The organism is Clostridium polynesiense (assembly GCF_000820705.1).
GTDB classification, from domain to species: Bacteria; Bacillota; Clostridia; order Clostridiales; family Clostridiaceae; genus Clostridium_AA; species Clostridium_AA polynesiense.
Window position 1 is genome coordinate 17889 of record NZ_CCXI01000062.1, and the last position, 19203, is coordinate 37091.

The 19203-nt window shown below is 32.3% G+C and carries 19 protein-coding genes and 1 pseudogene; 18 read left to right on the forward strand and 2 right to left on the reverse strand.

What is annotated here, in order from left to right; translation table 11 throughout:
* Nucleotides 1-34: 34 nt before the first annotated feature.
* The 12 genes and pseudogenes from priA (at nucleotide 35) to TA89_RS18545 (ending at nucleotide 11792) form a co-directional block, all read left to right on the forward strand.
* The gene (priA, locus tag TA89_RS05675; RefSeq protein ID WP_040211637.1) at nucleotides 35-2227 is read left to right on the forward strand and encodes a primosomal protein N'; all 2193 of its coding nucleotides are present in this window, start codon (nucleotides 35-37) and stop codon (nucleotides 2225-2227) included.
* A 19-nt stretch (nucleotides 2228-2246) separates the two neighbouring features.
* Nucleotides 2247-2693, forward strand: coding sequence for a peptide deformylase (def, locus tag TA89_RS05680; RefSeq protein ID WP_040211639.1), 447 nt, complete (start codon nucleotides 2247-2249; stop codon nucleotides 2691-2693).
* 12 nt (nucleotides 2694-2705) lie between these two features.
* A pseudogene (gene fmt / locus TA89_RS05685) lies at nucleotides 2706-3643 on the forward strand (methionyl-tRNA formyltransferase).
* A gap of 2 nt (nucleotides 3644-3645) precedes the next feature.
* On the forward strand, nucleotides 3646-4332 hold the full coding sequence (locus TA89_RS05690) for a zinc metallopeptidase (RefSeq protein ID WP_040211641.1): 687 nt from the start codon (nucleotides 3646-3648) through the stop codon (nucleotides 4330-4332).
* An 8-nt stretch (nucleotides 4333-4340) separates the two neighbouring features.
* Nucleotides 4341-5666, forward strand: coding sequence for a 16S rRNA (cytosine(967)-C(5))-methyltransferase RsmB (rsmB, locus tag TA89_RS05695; protein ID WP_040211643.1), 1326 nt, complete (start codon nucleotides 4341-4343; stop codon nucleotides 5664-5666).
* A 2-nt stretch (nucleotides 5667-5668) separates the two neighbouring features.
* Nucleotides 5669-6703: a dual-specificity RNA methyltransferase RlmN gene (gene rlmN, locus TA89_RS05700; protein ID WP_040211645.1), complete on the forward strand. Its 1035-nt coding sequence runs from the start codon at nucleotides 5669-5671 to the stop codon at nucleotides 6701-6703.
* An 11-nt stretch (nucleotides 6704-6714) separates the two neighbouring features.
* Nucleotides 6715-7434 carry a Stp1/IreP family PP2C-type Ser/Thr phosphatase gene (locus TA89_RS05705; protein WP_040211647.1) on the forward strand — a complete coding sequence of 240 codons (720 nt, stop codon included), beginning with the start codon at nucleotides 6715-6717 and terminating at the stop codon, nucleotides 7432-7434.
* A gap of 2 nt (nucleotides 7435-7436) precedes the next feature.
* Nucleotides 7437-9329, forward strand: a complete 1893-nt coding sequence (gene pknB / locus TA89_RS05710) for a Stk1 family PASTA domain-containing Ser/Thr kinase (RefSeq protein ID WP_052447338.1) — start codon at nucleotides 7437-7439, stop codon at nucleotides 9327-9329.
* A 92-nt stretch (nucleotides 9330-9421) separates the two neighbouring features.
* Complete coding sequence (gene rsgA, locus TA89_RS05715; protein ID WP_040211649.1) at nucleotides 9422-10291, forward strand: ribosome small subunit-dependent GTPase A; 870 nt, start codon at nucleotides 9422-9424, stop codon at nucleotides 10289-10291.
* Nucleotides 10285-10935 (forward strand): ribulose-phosphate 3-epimerase, encoded by a 651-nt coding sequence (rpe, locus tag TA89_RS05720; protein WP_040211651.1) that lies wholly within the window; start codon nucleotides 10285-10287, stop codon nucleotides 10933-10935. Before rsgA ends, rpe begins: the two co-directional genes overlap by 7 nt.
* 1 nt (nucleotide 10936) lies before the next feature.
* Complete coding sequence (locus tag TA89_RS05725) at nucleotides 10937-11572, forward strand: thiamine diphosphokinase (RefSeq protein WP_040211653.1); 636 nt, start codon at nucleotides 10937-10939, stop codon at nucleotides 11570-11572.
* Nucleotides 11573-11633: 61 nt separating this feature from the next.
* Nucleotides 11634-11792: a hypothetical protein gene (locus TA89_RS18545; RefSeq protein WP_187119269.1), complete on the forward strand. Its 159-nt coding sequence runs from the start codon at nucleotides 11634-11636 to the stop codon at nucleotides 11790-11792.
* 135 nt (nucleotides 11793-11927) lie between these two features.
* Here the strand turns inward: TA89_RS18545 and rpmB are convergent, their stop codons facing one another.
* Nucleotides 11928-12119 carry a 50S ribosomal protein L28 gene (rpmB, locus tag TA89_RS05730; protein ID WP_040211655.1) on the reverse strand — a complete coding sequence of 64 codons (192 nt, stop codon included), beginning with the start codon at nucleotides 12117-12119 and terminating at the stop codon, nucleotides 11928-11930.
* Between the two features lie 196 nt (nucleotides 12120-12315).
* Between rpmB and TA89_RS05735 the strand changes: the two genes are divergently transcribed.
* The 6 genes from TA89_RS05735 (at nucleotide 12316) to TA89_RS05760 (ending at nucleotide 18023) form a co-directional block, all read left to right on the forward strand.
* Nucleotides 12316-12663, forward strand: a complete 348-nt coding sequence (locus TA89_RS05735; protein WP_040211657.1) for an Asp23/Gls24 family envelope stress response protein — start codon at nucleotides 12316-12318, stop codon at nucleotides 12661-12663.
* 10 nt (nucleotides 12664-12673) lie between these two features.
* On the forward strand, nucleotides 12674-14311 hold the full coding sequence (locus TA89_RS05740) for a DAK2 domain-containing protein (RefSeq protein WP_040211659.1): 1638 nt from the start codon (nucleotides 12674-12676) through the stop codon (nucleotides 14309-14311).
* Between the two features lie 40 nt (nucleotides 14312-14351).
* On the forward strand, nucleotides 14352-16385 hold the full coding sequence (gene recG, locus TA89_RS05745) for an ATP-dependent DNA helicase RecG (protein WP_040211660.1): 2034 nt from the start codon (nucleotides 14352-14354) through the stop codon (nucleotides 16383-16385).
* Between the two features lie 69 nt (nucleotides 16386-16454).
* Nucleotides 16455-17015, forward strand: coding sequence for a 16S rRNA (guanine(966)-N(2))-methyltransferase RsmD (rsmD, locus tag TA89_RS05750; protein WP_040211662.1), 561 nt, complete (start codon nucleotides 16455-16457; stop codon nucleotides 17013-17015).
* Nucleotides 17015-17497 carry a pantetheine-phosphate adenylyltransferase gene (gene coaD / locus TA89_RS05755; RefSeq protein ID WP_040211664.1) on the forward strand — a complete coding sequence of 161 codons (483 nt, stop codon included), beginning with the start codon at nucleotides 17015-17017 and terminating at the stop codon, nucleotides 17495-17497. Before rsmD ends, coaD begins: the two co-directional genes overlap by 1 nt.
* A gap of 10 nt (nucleotides 17498-17507) precedes the next feature.
* Nucleotides 17508-18023 carry an ATPase gene (locus tag TA89_RS05760; protein ID WP_242850091.1) on the forward strand — a complete coding sequence of 172 codons (516 nt, stop codon included), beginning with the start codon at nucleotides 17508-17510 and terminating at the stop codon, nucleotides 18021-18023.
* On the opposite strand, the gene ylbJ is transcribed toward TA89_RS05760, so the two are convergent.
* Nucleotides 18006-19148, reverse strand: a complete 1143-nt coding sequence (ylbJ, locus tag TA89_RS05765) for a sporulation integral membrane protein YlbJ (RefSeq protein WP_040211668.1) — start codon at nucleotides 19146-19148, stop codon at nucleotides 18006-18008. The two genes, TA89_RS05760 and ylbJ, sit on opposite strands and share 18 nt — an antisense overlap.
* Nucleotides 19149-19203: the final 55 nt, after the last annotated feature.

The following is a 19203-nucleotide window of genomic DNA, read 5'->3' on the forward strand; positions in this document are numbered from 1 at the left end:
TGCGCTTTTTTATTTTATAAAGGGTGTGAACTGAATGTTTGCAGGAATAGTTGTTAATAATGAATCTATTCTATTGGATAAAATATTCTATTATAAGGTTCCTAAAGAGCTTGAACTGGATATTCAAATAGGACAGATCATAAAAATTCCATTTGGTAAATCTAACAAGCTTATATTAGGGTTTGTATACAACTTAATGGATAGTCTTGAATCCGATGTTAAAAATATAAAAGAAATTCATTCAATAAAAGAAAAGACTCAACTCTTTACATTAAATGATATAAGTTTAATTGAATATATAAAAATAAATTATCTTTCAACTTACCTAGAGGCATTAAAATTATTTTTGCCTCCAGGTATAATCAGTGGTGCCAAAAGAAAAACAAAAACTGTTTTATATACTTCGGAGGAATTAAAGGACAAATACATTAAATCTCCATATAAAGAGATATACGAAACAGTTAAAAACAATCAGGGGATATTTAATAAGAATGAGTTAATCGAAAAGCTGAGCATATCTGTAAGCCCAGTAAATACACTAATTAAACATGGGTATTTATCAACTTCCGATGAAATAGTAAACAGATATAATGTAAGAGAATATGAAAATTACGAAAAGAAAGTATTAAACACTGAGCAGCAATCAGCTGTAAATACTGTTATTAACAGCAATTCGAGGATTTTTCTTATAAATGGTATAACCGGCAGCGGTAAAACTGAAGTATATATGAATTTAGTTGAACATTATATGAGTAAGAAAAAAAGTTCTATAGTTTTAGTTCCGGAAATATCTCTTACCCCTCAAATGGTTGAAAGATTTAAAGGACGATTTGGAAAAGATATAGCTATTTTTCATAGTAAGCTTTCTGATGGAGAGAGATATGATGAATGGTTTAGAGTTAAACAGGGTAAGGTTAAATTAGCAATAGGAGCCCGTTCAGCTATTTTTCTGCCTTTTTCGGATTTAGGGCTTATAGTTATAGATGAAGAACATGAAAATAGCTATAAGTCAGATAGCGATCCTAAATATCATGTAAGAGATGTTGCAAGGTATTTAAGCAAAGAAAAGGGATGTAAAGTAGTGTTAGGTTCAGCAACTCCTAGTATTGAAACCTATTTTGAAACATTTAATAACAGCATAAACCTCATTAATTTGAAAAATAGAGTAGATGGTGCTAGTCTGCCTTTAATAACATTGATAGATATGAGAGAAGAACTTGCTAATAACAATAGATCTATGTTCAGCAGGCAGCTTGTTGAGGATATAAATTTGCGACTAAATAAAAAAGAGCAGATTATACTATTTTTAAATAGGAGAGGATACTCAACTTTTGTATCCTGTAGAAAATGCGGTTATGTATTTAAATGCCCTAACTGTGATATTTCATTAACCTATCACAATAATGGAAATTTAGTTTGTCATTACTGTGGTCATAGAGAAAGATCAAGTAATATCTGCCCTCAGTGCAAAAGCAAATATGTGAAGTACTTTGGCATCGGAACCGAAAAGCTTGAAAATGAAATAAAGAAAGTTTTCCCTGATGCAAGAACCCTTCGAATGGATTTTGATACTACCAGAAAGAAGAATTCTTACGAAGATATATACAACACATTCAAAAAAGGAGAAGCTGATATACTCTTAGGAACCCAGATGATAGCAAAAGGATTGGATTTTGCAAATGTAACATTAGTTGGAGTGATATCTGCTGACTTATCTTTAAATCTTCCGGATTATCGTTCAGCTGAAAAAACATTCCAGCTTATAACACAGGTTGCTGGCAGAGCAGGAAGAAGAAAGAAACCGGGCAAGGTAATAGTGCAAACCTACAGCCCCCACCATTACAGTCTGCAGTTTGCAAAAAGTTATGATTACGATTCTTTTTTTGACAGTGAAATTAAAATTAGAAAGGCTATGAATAATCCTCCTTTTTCAAGAATTCTATCTATTAATTTAAGCTCTGAAAATGAAAATTTACTTATAAAGAAAATTAACGATATAGGTATAAATCTAAAAGAGGAATTTAAGGATGGTCAATATGAAATATTAGGGCCTTCACCATGCATTATTTCCAAAATAAAGAGTATGTATAGATGGCAGATTTTGATTAAAGGTATAATAGATAACCACAAAGCGGCTTTAATTAAAAATAGAGTATATGACTTGATAAAGGATGTATATAGTGATATAAGAATAAATATAGATATTAATCCAAACAGTTTATTATAATTTAGGAGGAACATTTTTTATGGCATTAAGAAATATTAGAGTAATTGGTGATGATGTTTTAAGAAAAAAAAGCAAAAATGTTGATAAAATAAATGATAGAATACGCACTTTAATTAAGGACATGATTGATACCATGTATGAAGCTGATGGAGTTGGTTTAGCTGCCCCACAGGTAGGTATACTCAAAAAGATATTTGTAATTGATGTGGGTGAAGGACCTAAAGTGTTCATTAATCCTGAAATTTTAGAGACCAGCGGATCACAAATTGATGTGGAAGGCTGCTTAAGCATACCTAATCAACAGGGGGAAGTAGAAAGACCCTTTAAAGTAAAAGTTAAAGCATTAAATGAAAATGGAGAAGAGTTCGTACTGGAAGCTGAAGAATTATTTGCAAGAGCAATCTGTCATGAGAATGATCATTTATATGGAATTTTATTTATAGACAAGACAAATAATAATAAATAAGGGTGATGCACTATGAATATTATATTTATGGGAACTCCTGATTTTGCGGTCCCAGCTTTACAGGCACTAATTGAAAGCCATGAAGTTCAATGTGTTTTTACACAACCGGATAGACCTAAAGGCAGAGGGAATAAGCTGACTATGTCACCGGTAAAGGAGCTTGCATTAAAAAATAATTTGCCTGTGATACAGCCTGAAAAATTAAAAAACAACCTTAAAATCGTAGATTTAATTAAAGAATATAATCCTGATTTTATAGTAGTTGTGGCTTTTGGTCAGATCTTACCTGAAGAAATTCTATCTATACCTAAGTTTGGTTGTGTAAACCTTCATGCATCTCTTCTTCCCAAATATAGAGGTGCAGCACCTTTGAATTGGTGTATAATAAAAGGTGAAAAAGTAACTGGAAACACTACAATGCTTATGGATACAGGATTAGATACTGGAGACATGCTTCTCTCTGAGAAGATTGATTTAAATGATGATATCACAGCAGGGGAACTGCATGATCTATTGAGAGAAAGCGGCGCTTCCCTTTTAATTGAAACCTTAGAAGGATTAAGTAACGGAACAATTTCTCCGGTTAAACAGGATAATAATCTAAGTTGTTATGCGCCAATGCTGGATAAAAAAATTGCAAAAATCCATTGGGGAGACACAGCTGAAGATATACACAATTTAATTCGTGGTCTTAATCCATGGCCAGTAGCATACACATATTACAAAAATAAAACTATGAAAATACACCAAAGTGAAATTGTTAATACTGAAGTGACTTTTGAACCGGGAAAATTTTAAAAGTCTCTAAAAAGGGGATTGAAGTATCAACTGGAAAAGGAACATTGCTGATTAAAAAGTTACAATTTCCAAATTCTAAGCCCTTAAATGTTAGTGAGTACTTGAACGGAAATGACATTGAAATAAACATGATATTAGGAGAGGAGAATTAGTTATGTATGGTTATTTAGACGAAACGATGATTATATTAATTCCTGCACTTTTGATATCTTTGTGGGCTCAAACAAAAATATCCTCAACTTTTAACAAGTATTCAAGAGTTCATAGCACCAAAGGATATACTGCTGCAGAAGTGGCTAGAATGCTTCTCAATGAATCCGGTTTGCAAGATATAAGTATAGAACAGGTCAGTGGAAATTTAACTGACCACTATGATCCCCGCAATAGAGTTTTAAGACTTTCACAAAGTGTATTTCACAGTACTTCCGTTGCATCTATTGGAGTTGCTGCACACGAAGTAGGTCATGCAATTCAGCATAAAGAGTCATACACTCCTTTAGTCCTTAGAAATACTATCGTTCCTTTAGCTAATATAGGATCTAATTTTTCATGGATGTTATTTTTTCTTGGAATAATATTGGGTTATCCATCTTTAACAACCTTCGGAATTCTACTTTTTTCCGGGGTAGTATTATTTCAGCTTATTACACTTCCCGTTGAATTCGACGCATCAAAGCGTGCTATAAGAATCTTAGCGGATAGAAGCATACTTGTAAATGATGAGGTAATTTCTGCAAAAAAAGTCTTAAATGCAGCAGCAATGACATATGTAGCTGCGACTCTTATGGCTATTTCTCAGTTATTTAGATTGATAGCGTTAAGCAACAGAAATAGAGATTAGGGGGTACCATGGAAGCAAGAGAACTAGCAGTGCATATATTAGATGAAATTTTATATAATGGTGCTTACTCAAACATTATATTAGGAAAAGAATTAAAAAATTCCGAGCTTAATTCTCAAGATAAAGCATTAGTAACAGAATTGGTTTATGGAACTATTAAATATAAGTATTCCATTGATAATACCATGAGCCTTTACTTATCAAAGAATATAAGTTCTGTAGAAAAACATATTTTAAATATACTTAGAGTTTCTTTTTATCAATTAATATATTTAGATAAAATACCTGAATATGCTGTAGTAAATGAAGCGGTAAATTTATCAAAAAAAAGTTTTCCAGGTCTCCATAAACTGGTTAATGGTATTTTAAGAAACCACTTAAGAAAGCGGCTTAAGTATATACCAAAAAGTGATTTAGATTCACTTTGCTTTAATTACTCCTTTGAGCCCTGGATGGTTAAGCTGTTTTTAACACAATACGGAAGAGAGACAGCTGAATCTATCCTTAGCGGCTTAAATCAAAACCCAAACATAACAGTAAGGGTTAACACATTAAAAACAAATTTTCAGGATGCTTTTAATAAGCTTGAAGATTTTGATTACGATGTAGAAAGTGGTGAGATTTCTCCTGATGCTATCAGAATAATCAAGGGAAGAAGCATAGAATCAAACCCCTTATTTATAGATGGGTATATAACTGTGCAGGATGAAAGTGCAATGCTTGTTGCACCATTGATTAATCCTGACAGTAATGATTTAATCATGGATTTATGCTCAGCTCCTGGAGGAAAATCCACTCACATTTCAGAATTGATGGAAAACAAAGGTACATTATTGGCTTTCGATATACATGAAGGTAAGTTGAATCTTATTAAGGATAATGCTGAAAGACTTGGTATTAGCAATATAAAGTTGGCAAAAATGGATGCCGCTAAACTGAAAAAAGAATTTATTAATACAGCTGATAAAATACTTATAGACGTTCCTTGCTCCGGAATTGGTATTATAAGAAAAAAGCCGGAAATTAAGTGGAATAAGACCTTTCATCAATTCAAAAGCTTAGTGGAAACACAAAAAGCCATTATTAATAATGCTATTTTATATTTAAAGGAAAATGGCACACTTCTTTATTCTACCTGTACGTTAAATAAAAGCGAAAATGAACATAATATAAAATGGCTGTTGAAAAAGTTTCCCAATATGAAGTTAGAACCTATTTTTATAGGAAAAGCTGATAACATAATCTACCATGAAGAAGGATACATTACAATACTTCCTAATAAGTATATGGATGGATTCTTTATAGCTAAATTGATTAAAACTAGTGGGTGTTAATAATGCAGAATATACTTGATTTATCTTTAAAAGAACTAAAAGAATGGATGATTTCCAATAACGAAAATGCTTTTAGAGCAAAGCAGGTTTTTGATTGGTTATATAAAGGGATCTGGGATTTTAAAGATATGAAAAATATAAATACAGGCACTATATATAAATTAAATGACTACTTTTATATTGGCATTCCAAAACTTATTGAAAAATATACTTCAAAAGACGGGACAATAAAACTGCTTGCGGCTTATAAAGATGGCAACATAGTTGAATGTGTAGTGATGAAATATCAATATGGAAATTCTATATGCGTTTCTACTCAAGTTGGCTGTAGAATGGGATGTAAATTTTGTGCATCTACTATAGAAGGAAGAATTAGGGATTTAACCTCAGGTGAAATATTATCACAGATTCTACTTGCTGAAAGCGTGATAAGAGAACGTATTTCAAATGTTGTATTGATGGGAAGCGGAGAACCTATGGATAATTTCCATAACGTAATTAAATTTATTGATTTAGTTACTTCATCAGAAGGACTCAATATAGGTCAGAGACATATTACCTTATCTACCTGCGGAATAGTTCCAAAGATTTATGAGCTGGCGGATATGAAGTACCAAATAACTCTTGCAATCTCTCTTCATGCAGTGGATGATGTAAAGAGAAAAGAAATAATGCCTATTGCAAATAAATATACTATAAAAGATTTATTAGATGCATGTAATTATTATACCAAGATTACTAACAGGCGTATTACCTTTGAATATGCTTTAGTAAAAGACGTTAATGATTCGGCAGAAGAAGCTGAAAAACTTTCTAGCTTACTAAAAAATATTCTCTGTCATGTGAATTTAATACCTATAAATGAAATAAAAGAAAAAGTATTTAAGAAATCAAGCTTAAAATCAGTAGATAAATTTTTAACCATCTTGAAAAACAATGGTATTGAAGCTACCATTAGACGAGAGATGGGTTCAGATATCAATGCTGCTTGCGGTCAGCTAAGGAGAAGTTACATTGAATCTCAAAGGTATGAATAGGGGTGTTTTAAGTGGTGGGATTATTAACTGATATCGGTAATGTAAGAAGTTTGAATGAAGACTATATTGATTATGAGATAAATGATAAGTATAAATTATTTGTTATTGCAGATGGTATGGGTGGACATAATGCTGGTGAAATAGCAAGTAAAATGGCTGTAGAAACTATTTTGAAATTCATTAAGGATAATATTGACAAATATAACATAGAGGAAATTTTAGTAAAATCATTTAAAGAAGCAAATAAAGAAGTTCATGAATATTCCTGTAAGATTGAGGATTGTAATGGAATGGGAACCACTGTTACAGCATGCTTTATATCTAAGGATATACTTCATATAGCAAATGTTGGAGACAGCGGCTGCTACTTAGTTGATAGTACAGGTATTACCAAAATAACCAGAGATCATTCTTTAGTTCAGGAACTGCTGGACGAAGGCTCCATTACTGAAGAACAGGCTTTACACCATCCTAACAAAAACTATATTACTAGATCTGTAGGAATATATAAAGAATTAGAAGTAGATTTATATGATTTGAGTAAAAGAGAATATGAATATATAATTTTATGTACAGATGGACTTTCCAACGAAGTAGATAAAGAGGAGATATACCATATAGTCAAGTCTTCCAGCAATGTTAAGGAAAGCTGTGAAAAACTTATTGACTTAGCTAAACAACGTGGCGGAAGAGATAATATATCTGTAGTGATAGTCGGAGGAGAGGATTAATTATGATAGGGAAAATACTCGGTGATAGATATGAACTAATTGAAAAGATAGGGGAAGGCGGAATGGCAGAAGTTTATAAAGCCAAATGCCTTAAGCTTAATAGATTCAATGCTGTTAAAATATTAAAAAAAGAATTCTCCTCTAATGACGAAATCGTTGATAAATTTAAAAAAGAAGCTACTGCAATTGCTAACTTGAGCCATAATAATATTATTGGAGTGTATGATGTAGGTACTCAGGATGATATTCACTATATCATTATGGAGTATGTAAAAGGCAAGACATTAAAACAGATTATAAAAGAACAGGGTAAGATACAGAGCAAGCCTGCTGTGGAAATTGCAATTCAAATTGCAAAAGCTCTTGAATGTGCCCATAAAAGCAATATAATACACAGAGATGTAAAGCCTCAGAATATTCTTATTACTGAGGAGGGAATCGTTAAGGTTTCTGACTTCGGAATAGCTAAATCAGTATCTTCAAGTACAGTTGCACATACAACTGCAGTTTTAGGTTCAGCACATTACTTTTCACCTGAGCAGGCGAAGGGGTCTTATGTAGACGAAAGAACAGATATATACTCCTTAGGTGTAGTGATTTATGAAATGGTTACAGGAAAGATTCCCTTTGATGCAGATAACGCAGTTTCAATAGCATTAAAACATATTCAGGAGGAGGTAGTACCACCAAATAAATATACTCCTGAAATTCCCGATGTCTTAAATGATTTAATCTTAAAAGCTATGGAAAAAGAACCTATAAAGAGATATCAAAGCGTCAGAGACCTATTAAATGATTTAGTGAAAATAAAAAATGATGTGAACTTTAGTGTGGTTAATAACAGCTTTGATGATGATCATACAAGGATTATGGCACCTGTAAATCCTCAGAATTCTAAGAAAGCTAAAGAAAAAGACGAAGATGATGAAGATGATGAAGAAGAAAAATCACCAAAAAAGAAAAGAAAAACAATTATATTATTAACGCTTCTAGCTCTATTAATGGTTTCTTTAGGTGTTTTAGCTGCATCGTTAACTTTAAGGGGTGCTAAACCTAAACCTCCTGAAAATATTAAGGTTCCGCAAATAATAGGTATGAATAAAGATGACGCTGAAGGGAAACTTAAAGATCTAGGATTAAATATGACCATAATGGATACTATTAAAAGTGATGAACCAGAAGGTACAGTAATTTCTGCTAACCCTGATGTTAATACTGAAGTGAAGAGAAATTCCACGGTTACAGTCGTAATTAGCGGAGGAGCGCCTATGATCAAGGCGCCTGAACTGGAAAAGTTAGATATCAATGCAGCTAAACAGATATTAAAAGTTGCTAATTTAGAGCTTGGAGAAGTTACTTATGAATATAGCGATGATATTGCTAAAGATGTGGTTATAAGACAATCACCTTCTGCTGGTAAAGAAGTAAAAAAAGACAGTAAAATAGATTTAGTCGTTAGCAAAGGCAAAGAAGTGGTTTTTGTTACAGTGCCGTCTCTTATAAAGCTAACTCAATCTCAGGCTAAGGATCTACTGGAATCCTATAATCTTAAATTAGGCAATGTAAGTACAAAAGCTACTGATAATAAGGAAGAAGACGGAAAAATAATATATCAGGATAAAAAGGTTAATGATAAAGTGGAGAAAGGTACTTCTGTAGATGTATCTATCGGCAAATATACTCCAAAAACAGTAAATGTTGGAGCATATATATCTAAAAATCAAAAATTTGAAGAAGCCGAGGCTAATCTTAACAAGTTAGTTAAAGAGTATAATCTAAAAGTATCCTATAAAGGACTTAAAAATGAAAAACCATCAAAAAAAGACGTCATAGTGAATTTCACAGAAACCGTTGAAGAAAACGGAGAATTAATAATAGAGTTTAAAGAACAATAATATAAAAGTATCGGTTCAGCCGATACTTTTATATTGCATTGAAACACAAAAAAAGTATACTATAAAGTATATACTTATTTAATGGAGGTACTATGCAGGGAATAATTATAAAAGGTATAGGCGGATTTTATTATATTAAAACTGAAAACGAAGTTGTGGAATGTAAAGCTAGAGGTAAATTCAGGTATTTGGAAACTCCCCCTATGGTGGGGGATAAGGTTGAAATATCAATAGCGAAGGGAAAAGGGGTTATTGAAAAGATTTTACCCAGAACCTCAGAACTGTTTAGGCCTCAAGTAGCAAATGTAACACAAGCTTTTGTTGTTTTTGCTTTAAAAAATCCCGACTTAAACTTTGAGCTATTAAATAAATTCCTCATTCAATGTGAACATAAGAATATCACTCCAGTTATATGCTTTAATAAAATTGATCTAGTAGATGAATTTGAAAAAGAAAAGATTCACGAAACCTTTAAGGGAACCGGTTATAAAATAGAATATCTTAACGCAAAGAGCGGTATAGGAGTCAACAGACTGGTTAGCAGGCTAACTGATAATATTACTGTCTTGTGCGGACCTTCTGGTGCTGGCAAATCAACACTCTTAAATAAACTTTTAGGGAAAAATCATATGGAAACAGGAAGTATTAGTGAAAAGATCGGCAGAGGGAAACATACTACGAGGCATAGTGAACTCATCGAAGTACATTCCGGTTTAGTAGTGGATACCCCTGGATTTTCAACCTTAGAATTAAACTATATACAAAAAGACGAACTTAAAAATTATTTTCCTGAATTTAATGATTTTGATACCCACTGCAAATTTAGAGGATGTATTCATTACAAAGAACCGGGTTGCAAGGTTAGAGAAGCTGTAGATAATGGTAAAATAACTAAACAAAGATATGATTTTTATATAAAATATTTACAAGAAATAAGTGAAAGGAGGAATAATAGATGGTAAAAATAGCACCTTCTATTCTTTCAGCAGATTTTTCTCAGCTTGGCGCTGATATCAAAAGATTAGAGCAAGGAGGAGCAGATTTGCTCCATATCGATGTAATGGATGGGCATTTTGTTCCTAATATCTCCTTCGGAATTCCTGTTATAAAGTCAATTAGAGATATGACTAAACTTACTTTTGATGTACACTTAATGATTACCGAGCCTTCAAGGTATATTGAAGATTTTGTAAAAGCAGGGGCAGATTTAATTACTATACATTATGAGGCAGAAAAACATCTTGACAGAGCAGTAAATTATATTAAAAGCTTTGGTATTAAAGCAGGAGTTGCGCTTAATCCTGCTACACCTGTGTCATCTTTAAGATACATACTACCTAATTTAGACTTAGTATTAATTATGTCTGTAAACCCTGGATTTGGAGGTCAAAAGTATATTGAATATACTACTTCAAAAATCATAGAGCTCAAAGAGCTTATTAAAGAAACTCATAGCAGTGCCTTAATTGAAGTGGACGGCGGAGTAGATGAAACAAATATCAAATCTATAAAGGAAGCTGGTGCAGAAATTCTCGTTGCCGGTTCATCTGTATTTAGAAATAACGAAATGGAAAAAAATATTGCTGTATTAAAAGGAAATGCCTAAAATGAAAATTCTAATTATAGGCGGTGGAAAACTGCCAGAGAAAGAAACTCTTATTAAAGAATACGGAGAAAGCGATTATGTTATTTGTGCAGATAAAGGCGGAGAATACCTGTTTAATGCCGGGTTGAATCCTACTATATTAATAGGAGACCTAGATTCTATATCTCAGGAAGCATTAACAGCATTTAAGCAGAATGAAGTAAAAATAGAAAAATTTCCGGCTGAAAAAGATTATACAGATACAGAACTTTGTGTATATAAAGCTTTAGAGCAAAATCCTGACGAAATTATAATGTTAGGATGTACAGGCAGCAGAGTGGATCATCTTTTAGGGAATCTGGGACTTTTGAAACTCTGCTTAGATAGAAATGTTAAAGCAGTAATAAAGGATGAAAATAATGAAATATTTCTAATAGATAAGCCTTTATTTTTGAAAGGTGAACAAGGAAAACTTATTTCACTTCAGGCCTATTCCTCTGAAGTTTCTAATATAAACCTTAAAGGAGTAAAATATCCTCTTAAGGGATATAACCTGAAGCCCTGGAGCCCTTTCACCGTGTCAAACGTAATAAATGATTCAGAGGTGGAAATTACCTTTACAGAAGGTATATTAATGGTCATTCTTCCCAAGGATTAAAAAGCACACCACAGCTGTATTTGGCATATAATATTACATAGCATGATACAGGTGATTTAAAATGGGCTTAAACCGTAAAATACGAAATAAAATTGGAATTGCCGTAGCTGCAGTAGGTCTTGGGCTACTCCTAGCTGTGTTTATGCCCTTTTGGGGATGGATTATAATTGCAGGTTCTGTTTTAATATACATTGGCTGGAATCTCGCAGAACATAAGTAATTTCCAGTGGAGGGTAGGATGAAGATAATTGCAATAAAGCTTCCGAGGTTTTTATCGAAGATTATAAAGTTTATACTAAAAAAATAGCTATAAAATAAAAAATGCAATTGTATTTTCAATTGCATTTTTTATTAGCTATATTGCTCTTTCAACTTTTCCAGAACGTAAGCATCTTGTACAAACATGGACTCTTCTTGGTGTTCCATTAACAACTGCTTTAACTTTCTTTATATTAGGTACCCAAGTTCTCTTGGATTGACGATGTGAGTGGCTGTATTGAACTCCAGATACAACACCCTTGTTGCATATTTCACACTTTCTTGACATATTAAAAAACACCTCCTTGATTACGGAAGATAAGTTCCTCTTTAAGACAAATTATATTTTAGCACAGATTTCATAAAATTTGCAAGCAAAATGTGCTTTTATATTAATTTAAAAACTAAATTTACTTGTTAATTATTGAATTAATGCAGATATTAATATAGAATAGACTATATCAGTTAATAAGGAGGATTTAGAAATGTTAGGATTTTCTAATGACAACGGCCACATATCTTATTCAGAAGAAGTAATTGCAAAAATAGTAGGTCTGTCCACTATGGAGTGTTACGGTGTAGTTGGTATGGTATCTAAAAGCGCCACTGAAGGATTATGGGAACTAATGAGAATTGAAAATTTAAGCAAAGGTGTAAAAGTAAATTTTAAAAATAATGAGTTATATATAAATCTATACGTTATGGTAGAATACGGTACTAAAATTTCCGTTATTGCAAATAATATAATTCAAAAAGTAAGATATAACGTTGAAAATTACACTGGACTTAAAGTATCAACAATTACAGTGAATGTTCAAGCGGTGAGAGTCTAGGAGGTTGAAGATGGAATACTTAAAGATAAATGGTGAGCAGTTTTACAATATGGTTGTTCATGCTAACAATAAGCTGGAACAGCAAAAAGAATATGTAAACTCACTGAATGTGTTCCCGGTACCAGATGGAGATACAGGAACAAATATGTCAATGACATTTAGAGCAGCGGTAAAGGAAATAGAAAATAAGGGAATAAAATCTATTGGTGAGGCTTCAAAAGTTCTTGCTAAAGGTGCTTTAATGGGGGCCAGAGGTAACTCAGGAGTAATACTTTCTCAAATACTCAGAGGAATCTCTAAAGGACTTGAAAATAAAACAGAGGTAAATGCCCAGGAATTTGCACAAGCTTTAACAGAAGGGGCAAAGTCTGCATATAAAGCAGTTATGAGGCCTACAGAGGGAACTATATTAACAGTGATTAGAGGTGCTGGAGAAAGTGCTGTTGCTTCTACTAAGACTGATATGACAGAGCTTATGGAAGAAGTATGCACTCATGCAAAAATTGTATTGGATAAAACTCCTGAAATGCTTCCAGCTTTAAAAAAAGCAAAAGTAGTTGACTCTGGTGGAATGGGGCTTTTTATTCTGCTTCAGGGAATGTACGAAGCATTAAATCAGGATATAAAAGCAACAATAGAAGAATATCACAAGGCATCAGGAAATGTTTCTGTTGCTCACAATTTACAAGATCATGATATTAAATTTGGTTATTGTACTGAATTTATAATATTAGGCGACAGCTCAAAAGCAGAAGAATTTAAAAATACCATCAATCAGTATGGAGATTCAATGATAGTAGTAGGATATGAAGATGTAATAAAAGTGCATATCCATACCAATGATCCAGGTACAGTTTTATCAAAAGCAGTTGCCCTTGGAGAATTATCTAAGATAAAGATAGATAATATGAGAGAAGAACATAGAAGTCTTATTGTAGAAGATTCCCAAGCAGAAAAAGAATATGCATCAGAAGAAGCAGCCAATGAAGAACCTAAAAAATTCGGTTTTATTTCAGTAGCTTCCGGTGAAGGGATTAAAAAGATATTTATGGATTTAGGTGTGGACTTTGTTATTGAAGGCGGCCAAACTATGAATCCAAGCACTCAGGATATTATAGAGTGTGTAGATAAGCTAAATGCAGAAAATATTTTCATACTTCCAAATAACAAAAATATTATAATGGCAGCTACGCAAGCAGCAGAAATAAGCGAAAAAAATATTGTTGTTATCCCAACTAAAACAATTCCTCAAGGTGTATCCTGCTTAACTATGTTTAATCCGGAGACGGAACTTCAGGATAATATTAACGAAATGAATGAAGTTATAAGCACAGTTGCTACTGGTTCTATAACCTACGCTGTAAGAGACACTGAGATGGATGGAATAGAAATTAAAGAAGGAAACATTTTAGGACTTTTAGAAGGTAAAATAAAAGAAGTTGGACAGGACGTTTATAAAGTAACTGAAGAGTTAATTCAGCATATGGTAAATGAAGATTCGGCATTGATTACTTTATTTTATGGTAAAGAATGCGACGAAGCTAAAGCTGAAGAACTTCGTGCTAAGCTAGAAAATTATCCGGATTTAGATGTACAAAGCTATAACGGCGACCAGCCACTTTATTATTTTATTATTTCTGTAGAATAAAAAATCGCCTAAGGCGATTTTTTTATTTAGAGGTGATGAATTGAACATAAATATGGATATTTCAAATTTAAAAGGAGTAGGACCTAAAACCGCCGCTTCTCTTAAAAAGTGTGGTATTTACACAATTTTAGATTTGCTTTTATACATTCCCAGAGACTATGAATTCGTTAATCAAGATATGGATTTGTCAAATTTTAATGAGGATGAGAAATATGTTCTAAAGTGCACATACATGGGAGTAGATAAAGAAATAAGAGTAAAGAGCGGAAAATTATTAACTACTCTAAGGTTTCAGCAGGATAATCATATAGTATATGGAAAATGGTTTAATCAGCCTTATATAAAAAAAGCTTATAGACAGGGAGAAAAATTATTTCTTCTAGGTAAATATAAAAGGATAGGAAATAATCTTGAAATTATAAATCCAATTATAAGTAAAAATCTCCTTCAGGAAAAAGGTATTATTGCGAAATATTCTCTAAAAGATGCATTAAGCAATAAAATTATATCCAAACTCATTCATGGAGTTCTGGACAATATAAAAATCAGGGAAAATCTAACTGAAGGAATAATAAAAAAGTACAATTTAATGCCTCTTGATACTGCAATAAGAAACATTCATTTTCCAAAGGATTCTACGGAACTATCAAGGGCTGTGAACAGGTTAAAATTTCAAGAGCTTTTTTCATATTCTTTAAAACTGATAATGATAAAACATCATTTAAAAAACAGTAAAAAAGGAATCCCTTTTACAATGACTAAAGAGTTATCACTTTTCAAGGAAAGTTTACCCTACGCTCTAACAGAGGCCCAAAGGAGAGTGGTCAGGGAAATACTTATAGACGAAAAGAGAAATTACCCTATGAATAGATTAGTTCAAGGAGATGTGGGAAGCGGTAAAACCATAGTTGCCTTAATTGCTTCTTTAAATATATATTATAATGGTTATCAGATTGCTTTTATGGCACCCACAGAAATACTGGCAGAACAGCATTATAAAGAAAGTAAAAAACTCTTCAAAAACTTTAATATGAATGTTTATCTATTAACTGGAAGCACTGGCCTCTCAGAAAAAAAACGAATTAAAGAGATGCTGAAAAGAGATGAACCTGCACTAGTAATAGGTACTCATGCTCTGATTGAAGAGGATGTAGTATTTTCTAATCTAGGTTTAATAATTACGGATGAGCAGCATCGTTTTGGTGTAAATCAAAGGGGACGGTTGATAAATAAGAATGAAGAAGCAGATGTTTTAGTAATGACTGCAACTCCAATACCCAGAACTCTTGCATTATATCTATACAATGATTTAGATATTTCAGTTATAGATGAGCTTCCTCCAGGAAGAAAAAAAATTGAAACTTTGTTTTATGACTTAAATCATAGAAGTAGTGCATATAATATCGCTGAAGCCGAGGTGAAAAAAGGAAGGCAGGTGTATATTGTATGTCCTCTAATCGAAGATAATGAAAAATTAGAGCTTAAATCTGTTGAAGCTTTATACGAAGAGTTGAAAGAAAAGTTCTTTCAGCATTACAATATTGAAATTCTCCACGGGAAAATGAATCCTAAAGAAAAAGAAAGTATAATGAATAGATTTAAAGAAAACTCCACTCAAATATTAATTTCTACTACAGTTATTGAAGTTGGAGTAAATGTTCCTAATGCCAGCGTAATGATAATTGAAAATGCAGAGCGGTTCGGACTTTCACAACTTCACCAGCTTAGAGGCAGAGTAGGGAGAGGGGAATACGAATCTTATTGTATACTGCTGGCTAATGCTAAAAATAATATTACTAAAAAAAGAATGGAAACATTGGTACAAAGCAGCGACGGCTTCTTCATATCTGAGCAGGATATGAAACTAAGAGGTACAGGAGTAATTTTCGGTACACGGCAACATGGTGATAGTGGATTTATGATAGCTGATATATTAAACGATGCTAATATATTAAAGGCTGCTAATTTGGAAGCACAAACCATATATAATTCCATATTACCAGAAGAAGTTAAAATCAAAACTGAAATACTAAATAACTTAGAAATCAATTCCAAATACATCTGCTTTAATTAAACAACAAAAAATTGTAAACTTCCATTAGTTATGCTAAAATTTTAAATATGACAGTGAAGGAGAGTTCAAATGAGAATAATTTCAGGAAAAGCAAAGGGAAGAAAGCTATTTTCACCTCCTACCAGTGAAACAAGACCAACTCTTGACAGAGTTAAGGAATCTATGTTCAGTATAATTCAGGGATACATACCTGAAGCAATAGTACTTGACATGTTTTCTGGTACAGGAAGCTTAGGGCTGGAAGCAGCAAGCAGAGGGGCAAAAGAATGTCATCTTATTGATAAGAGTTCTACAACCTATCCCTATTTAAAACAGAATATTGACCATCTAAAATTTAATGATTTCTGTTTTAGCTACAATACAGATGCTTATTCTGCTCTGAAGAAATTCAGCAATATGAATAAGGTTTTTGATGTGATTTTTATAGACCCTCCATATTTAAAAAACATGATACCGGAAGCAATCCAGTTCATCTATAAAAACCAGCTTTTAGATAAGGATGGAATTATAGTAACAAAGATTGATTCTTCTGAGGATATATACGAAGGAATTAATGAATTAATGCTGTCTAATAAGAGAAAATACGGAAACACTACTGTTTGTTTTTATAAGTACGAGGAGGAGCAATAATGAAAGTTGCAGTTTATCCTGGCAGCTTTGATCCTATTACCAAAGGACACTTGGATATAATAGAAAGAAGCTCTAGAATATTTGATGAAGTAATTGTGTCAGTTCTTATCAATGTAGATAAAAATAATCTTTTTACCACAGAAGAAAGAGTAGAATTGATAAAAAAAGTCGTAAAACCGTATAAGAATGTAAAAGTAGAAAGTTTTAACGGATTACTAGTAAACTATATGAAGGAAAAACAATCAAATGTTATCATTAAGGGCCTTAGAGCTCTTTCAGATTTTGAATATGAATTTCAAATGGCATTGATGAATAACAAATTAGATCCCAGCATCGAAACTGTTTTTATGATGACTAATTCCCAATATTCTTTTATTAGTTCATCATCTATAAAGCAGGTTGCAAAGTTTGGAGGATGTTTAAAAGATCTTGTTCCTGATGAAATCATAAAAGATATCTTAAATAAGTTTAGAGGTGATTAGTATGGAGGTTATGCAGCTATTAGAATATCTTCAGGATATTGTGGAGTCGGCTCCAAAGGTTCCTATCACTGGAAAGGTACTTGTTGACAAAAAAGAACTCACAGAAGTTCTAGATCAGATATTTAATTATCTTCCTGATGATATAAAAAAGGCTCAATGGATCGTTAGTGAAAAAGAAAGAATAATGGCCGAAGCAAAAAAAGAGTATGAGACAATAAAAAATGATACTATGGACATGATTAAAAAACAGGTGGAAAATCATGATATCACTAAAGAAGCTCAAATTAAAGGCCAGGAAATAATCAGCGCAGCTCAAAGAGATGCTAAGGCAATTCGATTGGGCGCTAGAGATTATGCAGATGAAATCTTGTGCCAGCTGGAAAAAGAATTAGAACTTAAAACCAATGAAATCATTAATTCTATAAAAGTGAATGTGGAAAATTTAGCAGTTCAGCTGACAGAGGATATTTCAAGTTCTTCTTCAGATATACGGGAAAACATAAAAGAATTAAGATCTATCAAATAAAACATCAACTACATATATAAATAAGCTTAGCACAAGTAATACCATAAAGGGGATTAATATTACTGAATTACCTGCATTGCCGTTACTAAAGGCTGAAACAGTGCTTAAACTAACAGAAACCACAAAGAAAGTTATAATAAAACTTATAATACCCTGAAGCATTTTTCTATATAAATATCTAAAAAATTTAAAACAGGAATGCTTATAACAAAAGGAATGTACCTGTGCTAATATGGAAAATCCGCTGAAACTGCATAAAAAGCTGGCAAGGCTCAATTTAACTACCAGATTAATCTCTGCTTTAGAAAGCAAATAGCATCCGTTAGTTATTTCCAGCATACCCAATAATAATGAATTTAATAGATTCTTATCCAGCTTCAATATTTGGGATAGTTCATTGGTAAAATAAATATATAAATAATTATTTTTTATTATGGGAATGATAACCGAAAATAATATTACAAAACCTGCAACGCTTATGCAGGTTTTTGTTGCATCTTCAAGGGATTGCTTCATGGCAAATCCTAAATTTACATTATTTTTATTCTTTGCTATTGAGATTTTAATAGTACTTTTTGATGGAGAAAGTATAATTGACATTATAAAACATGACAGATAGTTTGCTACAAGAAGTAGATACCCAAGGTAAGTGTTCCCAAACATAACTGTGGCAACGGAACCGATTATAAATAGGGGACTGGTATTAGTTGCTATATTTAACAATCTTACATATTCCTCGCTGCTGATATATCCTTCATCATAGAGAATGGTACTGTATTTTGCACCTAAGGGGTAACCACATAAAATGCTTATAGTTAAAGCTAAACTACACTGTTTTGATAACCTTAGAGGAATACACAAAATAGGTCCTACGGTTTTTGAATACAGATTAATGCCATCATAGCAAATAAGCATATTACATACCACTAAAAAAGGAAACAAGGTTGGAAATATTGAACCCATAAAGAGTTTTAAACCTGAGGTGGCAGATTCTATGGATACCTTGGGATATAAAAGAAGGTATACTATTATCATCGTAAAAACTATGCAGTAGAATATATTAAACCTCTTGGTATATAATAATGCTAAAATAATAACAATTAAAACCAATGAAACTATTATCATAAGAACCCCCGGAAAATTAATTTATGATTAGCTAATTATATTTTGACCGTAATTA

Excerpts from the sequence above, each read along its gene's own strand:
- rpe (WP_040211651.1), top strand. The coding sequence starts at position 10,285 with ATGGTAAAAATAGCACCTTCTATTCTTTCAGCAGATTTTTCTCAGCTT.
- rsgA (WP_040211649.1), top strand. The coding sequence starts at position 9,422 with ATGCAGGGAATAATTATAAAAGGTATAGGCGGATTTTATTATATTAAA.
- TA89_RS05735 (WP_040211657.1), top strand. The coding sequence starts at position 12,316 with ATGTTAGGATTTTCTAATGACAACGGCCACATATCTTATTCAGAAGAA.
- TA89_RS05690 (WP_040211641.1), top strand. The coding sequence starts at position 3,646 with ATGTATGGTTATTTAGACGAAACGATGATTATATTAATTCCTGCACTT.
- TA89_RS05740 (WP_040211659.1), top strand. The coding sequence starts at position 12,674 with ATGGAATACTTAAAGATAAATGGTGAGCAGTTTTACAATATGGTTGTT.
- rpmB (WP_040211655.1), bottom strand. The coding sequence starts at position 12,119 with ATGTCAAGAAAGTGTGAAATATGCAACAAGGGTGTTGTATCTGGAGTT.
- rsmB (WP_040211643.1), top strand. The coding sequence starts at position 4,341 with ATGGAAGCAAGAGAACTAGCAGTGCATATATTAGATGAAATTTTATAT.
- rsmD (WP_040211662.1), top strand. The coding sequence starts at position 16,455 with ATGAGAATAATTTCAGGAAAAGCAAAGGGAAGAAAGCTATTTTCACCT.
- priA (WP_040211637.1), top strand. The coding sequence starts at position 35 with ATGTTTGCAGGAATAGTTGTTAATAATGAATCTATTCTATTGGATAAA.
- def (WP_040211639.1), top strand. The coding sequence starts at position 2,247 with ATGGCATTAAGAAATATTAGAGTAATTGGTGATGATGTTTTAAGAAAA.
- coaD (WP_040211664.1), top strand. The coding sequence starts at position 17,015 with ATGAAAGTTGCAGTTTATCCTGGCAGCTTTGATCCTATTACCAAAGGA.
- pknB (WP_052447338.1), top strand. The coding sequence starts at position 7,437 with ATGATAGGGAAAATACTCGGTGATAGATATGAACTAATTGAAAAGATA.
- rlmN (WP_040211645.1), top strand. The coding sequence starts at position 5,669 with ATGCAGAATATACTTGATTTATCTTTAAAAGAACTAAAAGAATGGATG.
- TA89_RS05760 (WP_242850091.1), top strand. The coding sequence starts at position 17,508 with ATGCAGCTATTAGAATATCTTCAGGATATTGTGGAGTCGGCTCCAAAG.
- TA89_RS05725 (WP_040211653.1), top strand. The coding sequence starts at position 10,937 with ATGAAAATTCTAATTATAGGCGGTGGAAAACTGCCAGAGAAAGAAACT.
- ylbJ (WP_040211668.1), bottom strand. The coding sequence starts at position 19,148 with ATGATAATAGTTTCATTGGTTTTAATTGTTATTATTTTAGCATTATTA.
- TA89_RS18545 (WP_187119269.1), top strand. The coding sequence starts at position 11,634 with ATGGGCTTAAACCGTAAAATACGAAATAAAATTGGAATTGCCGTAGCT.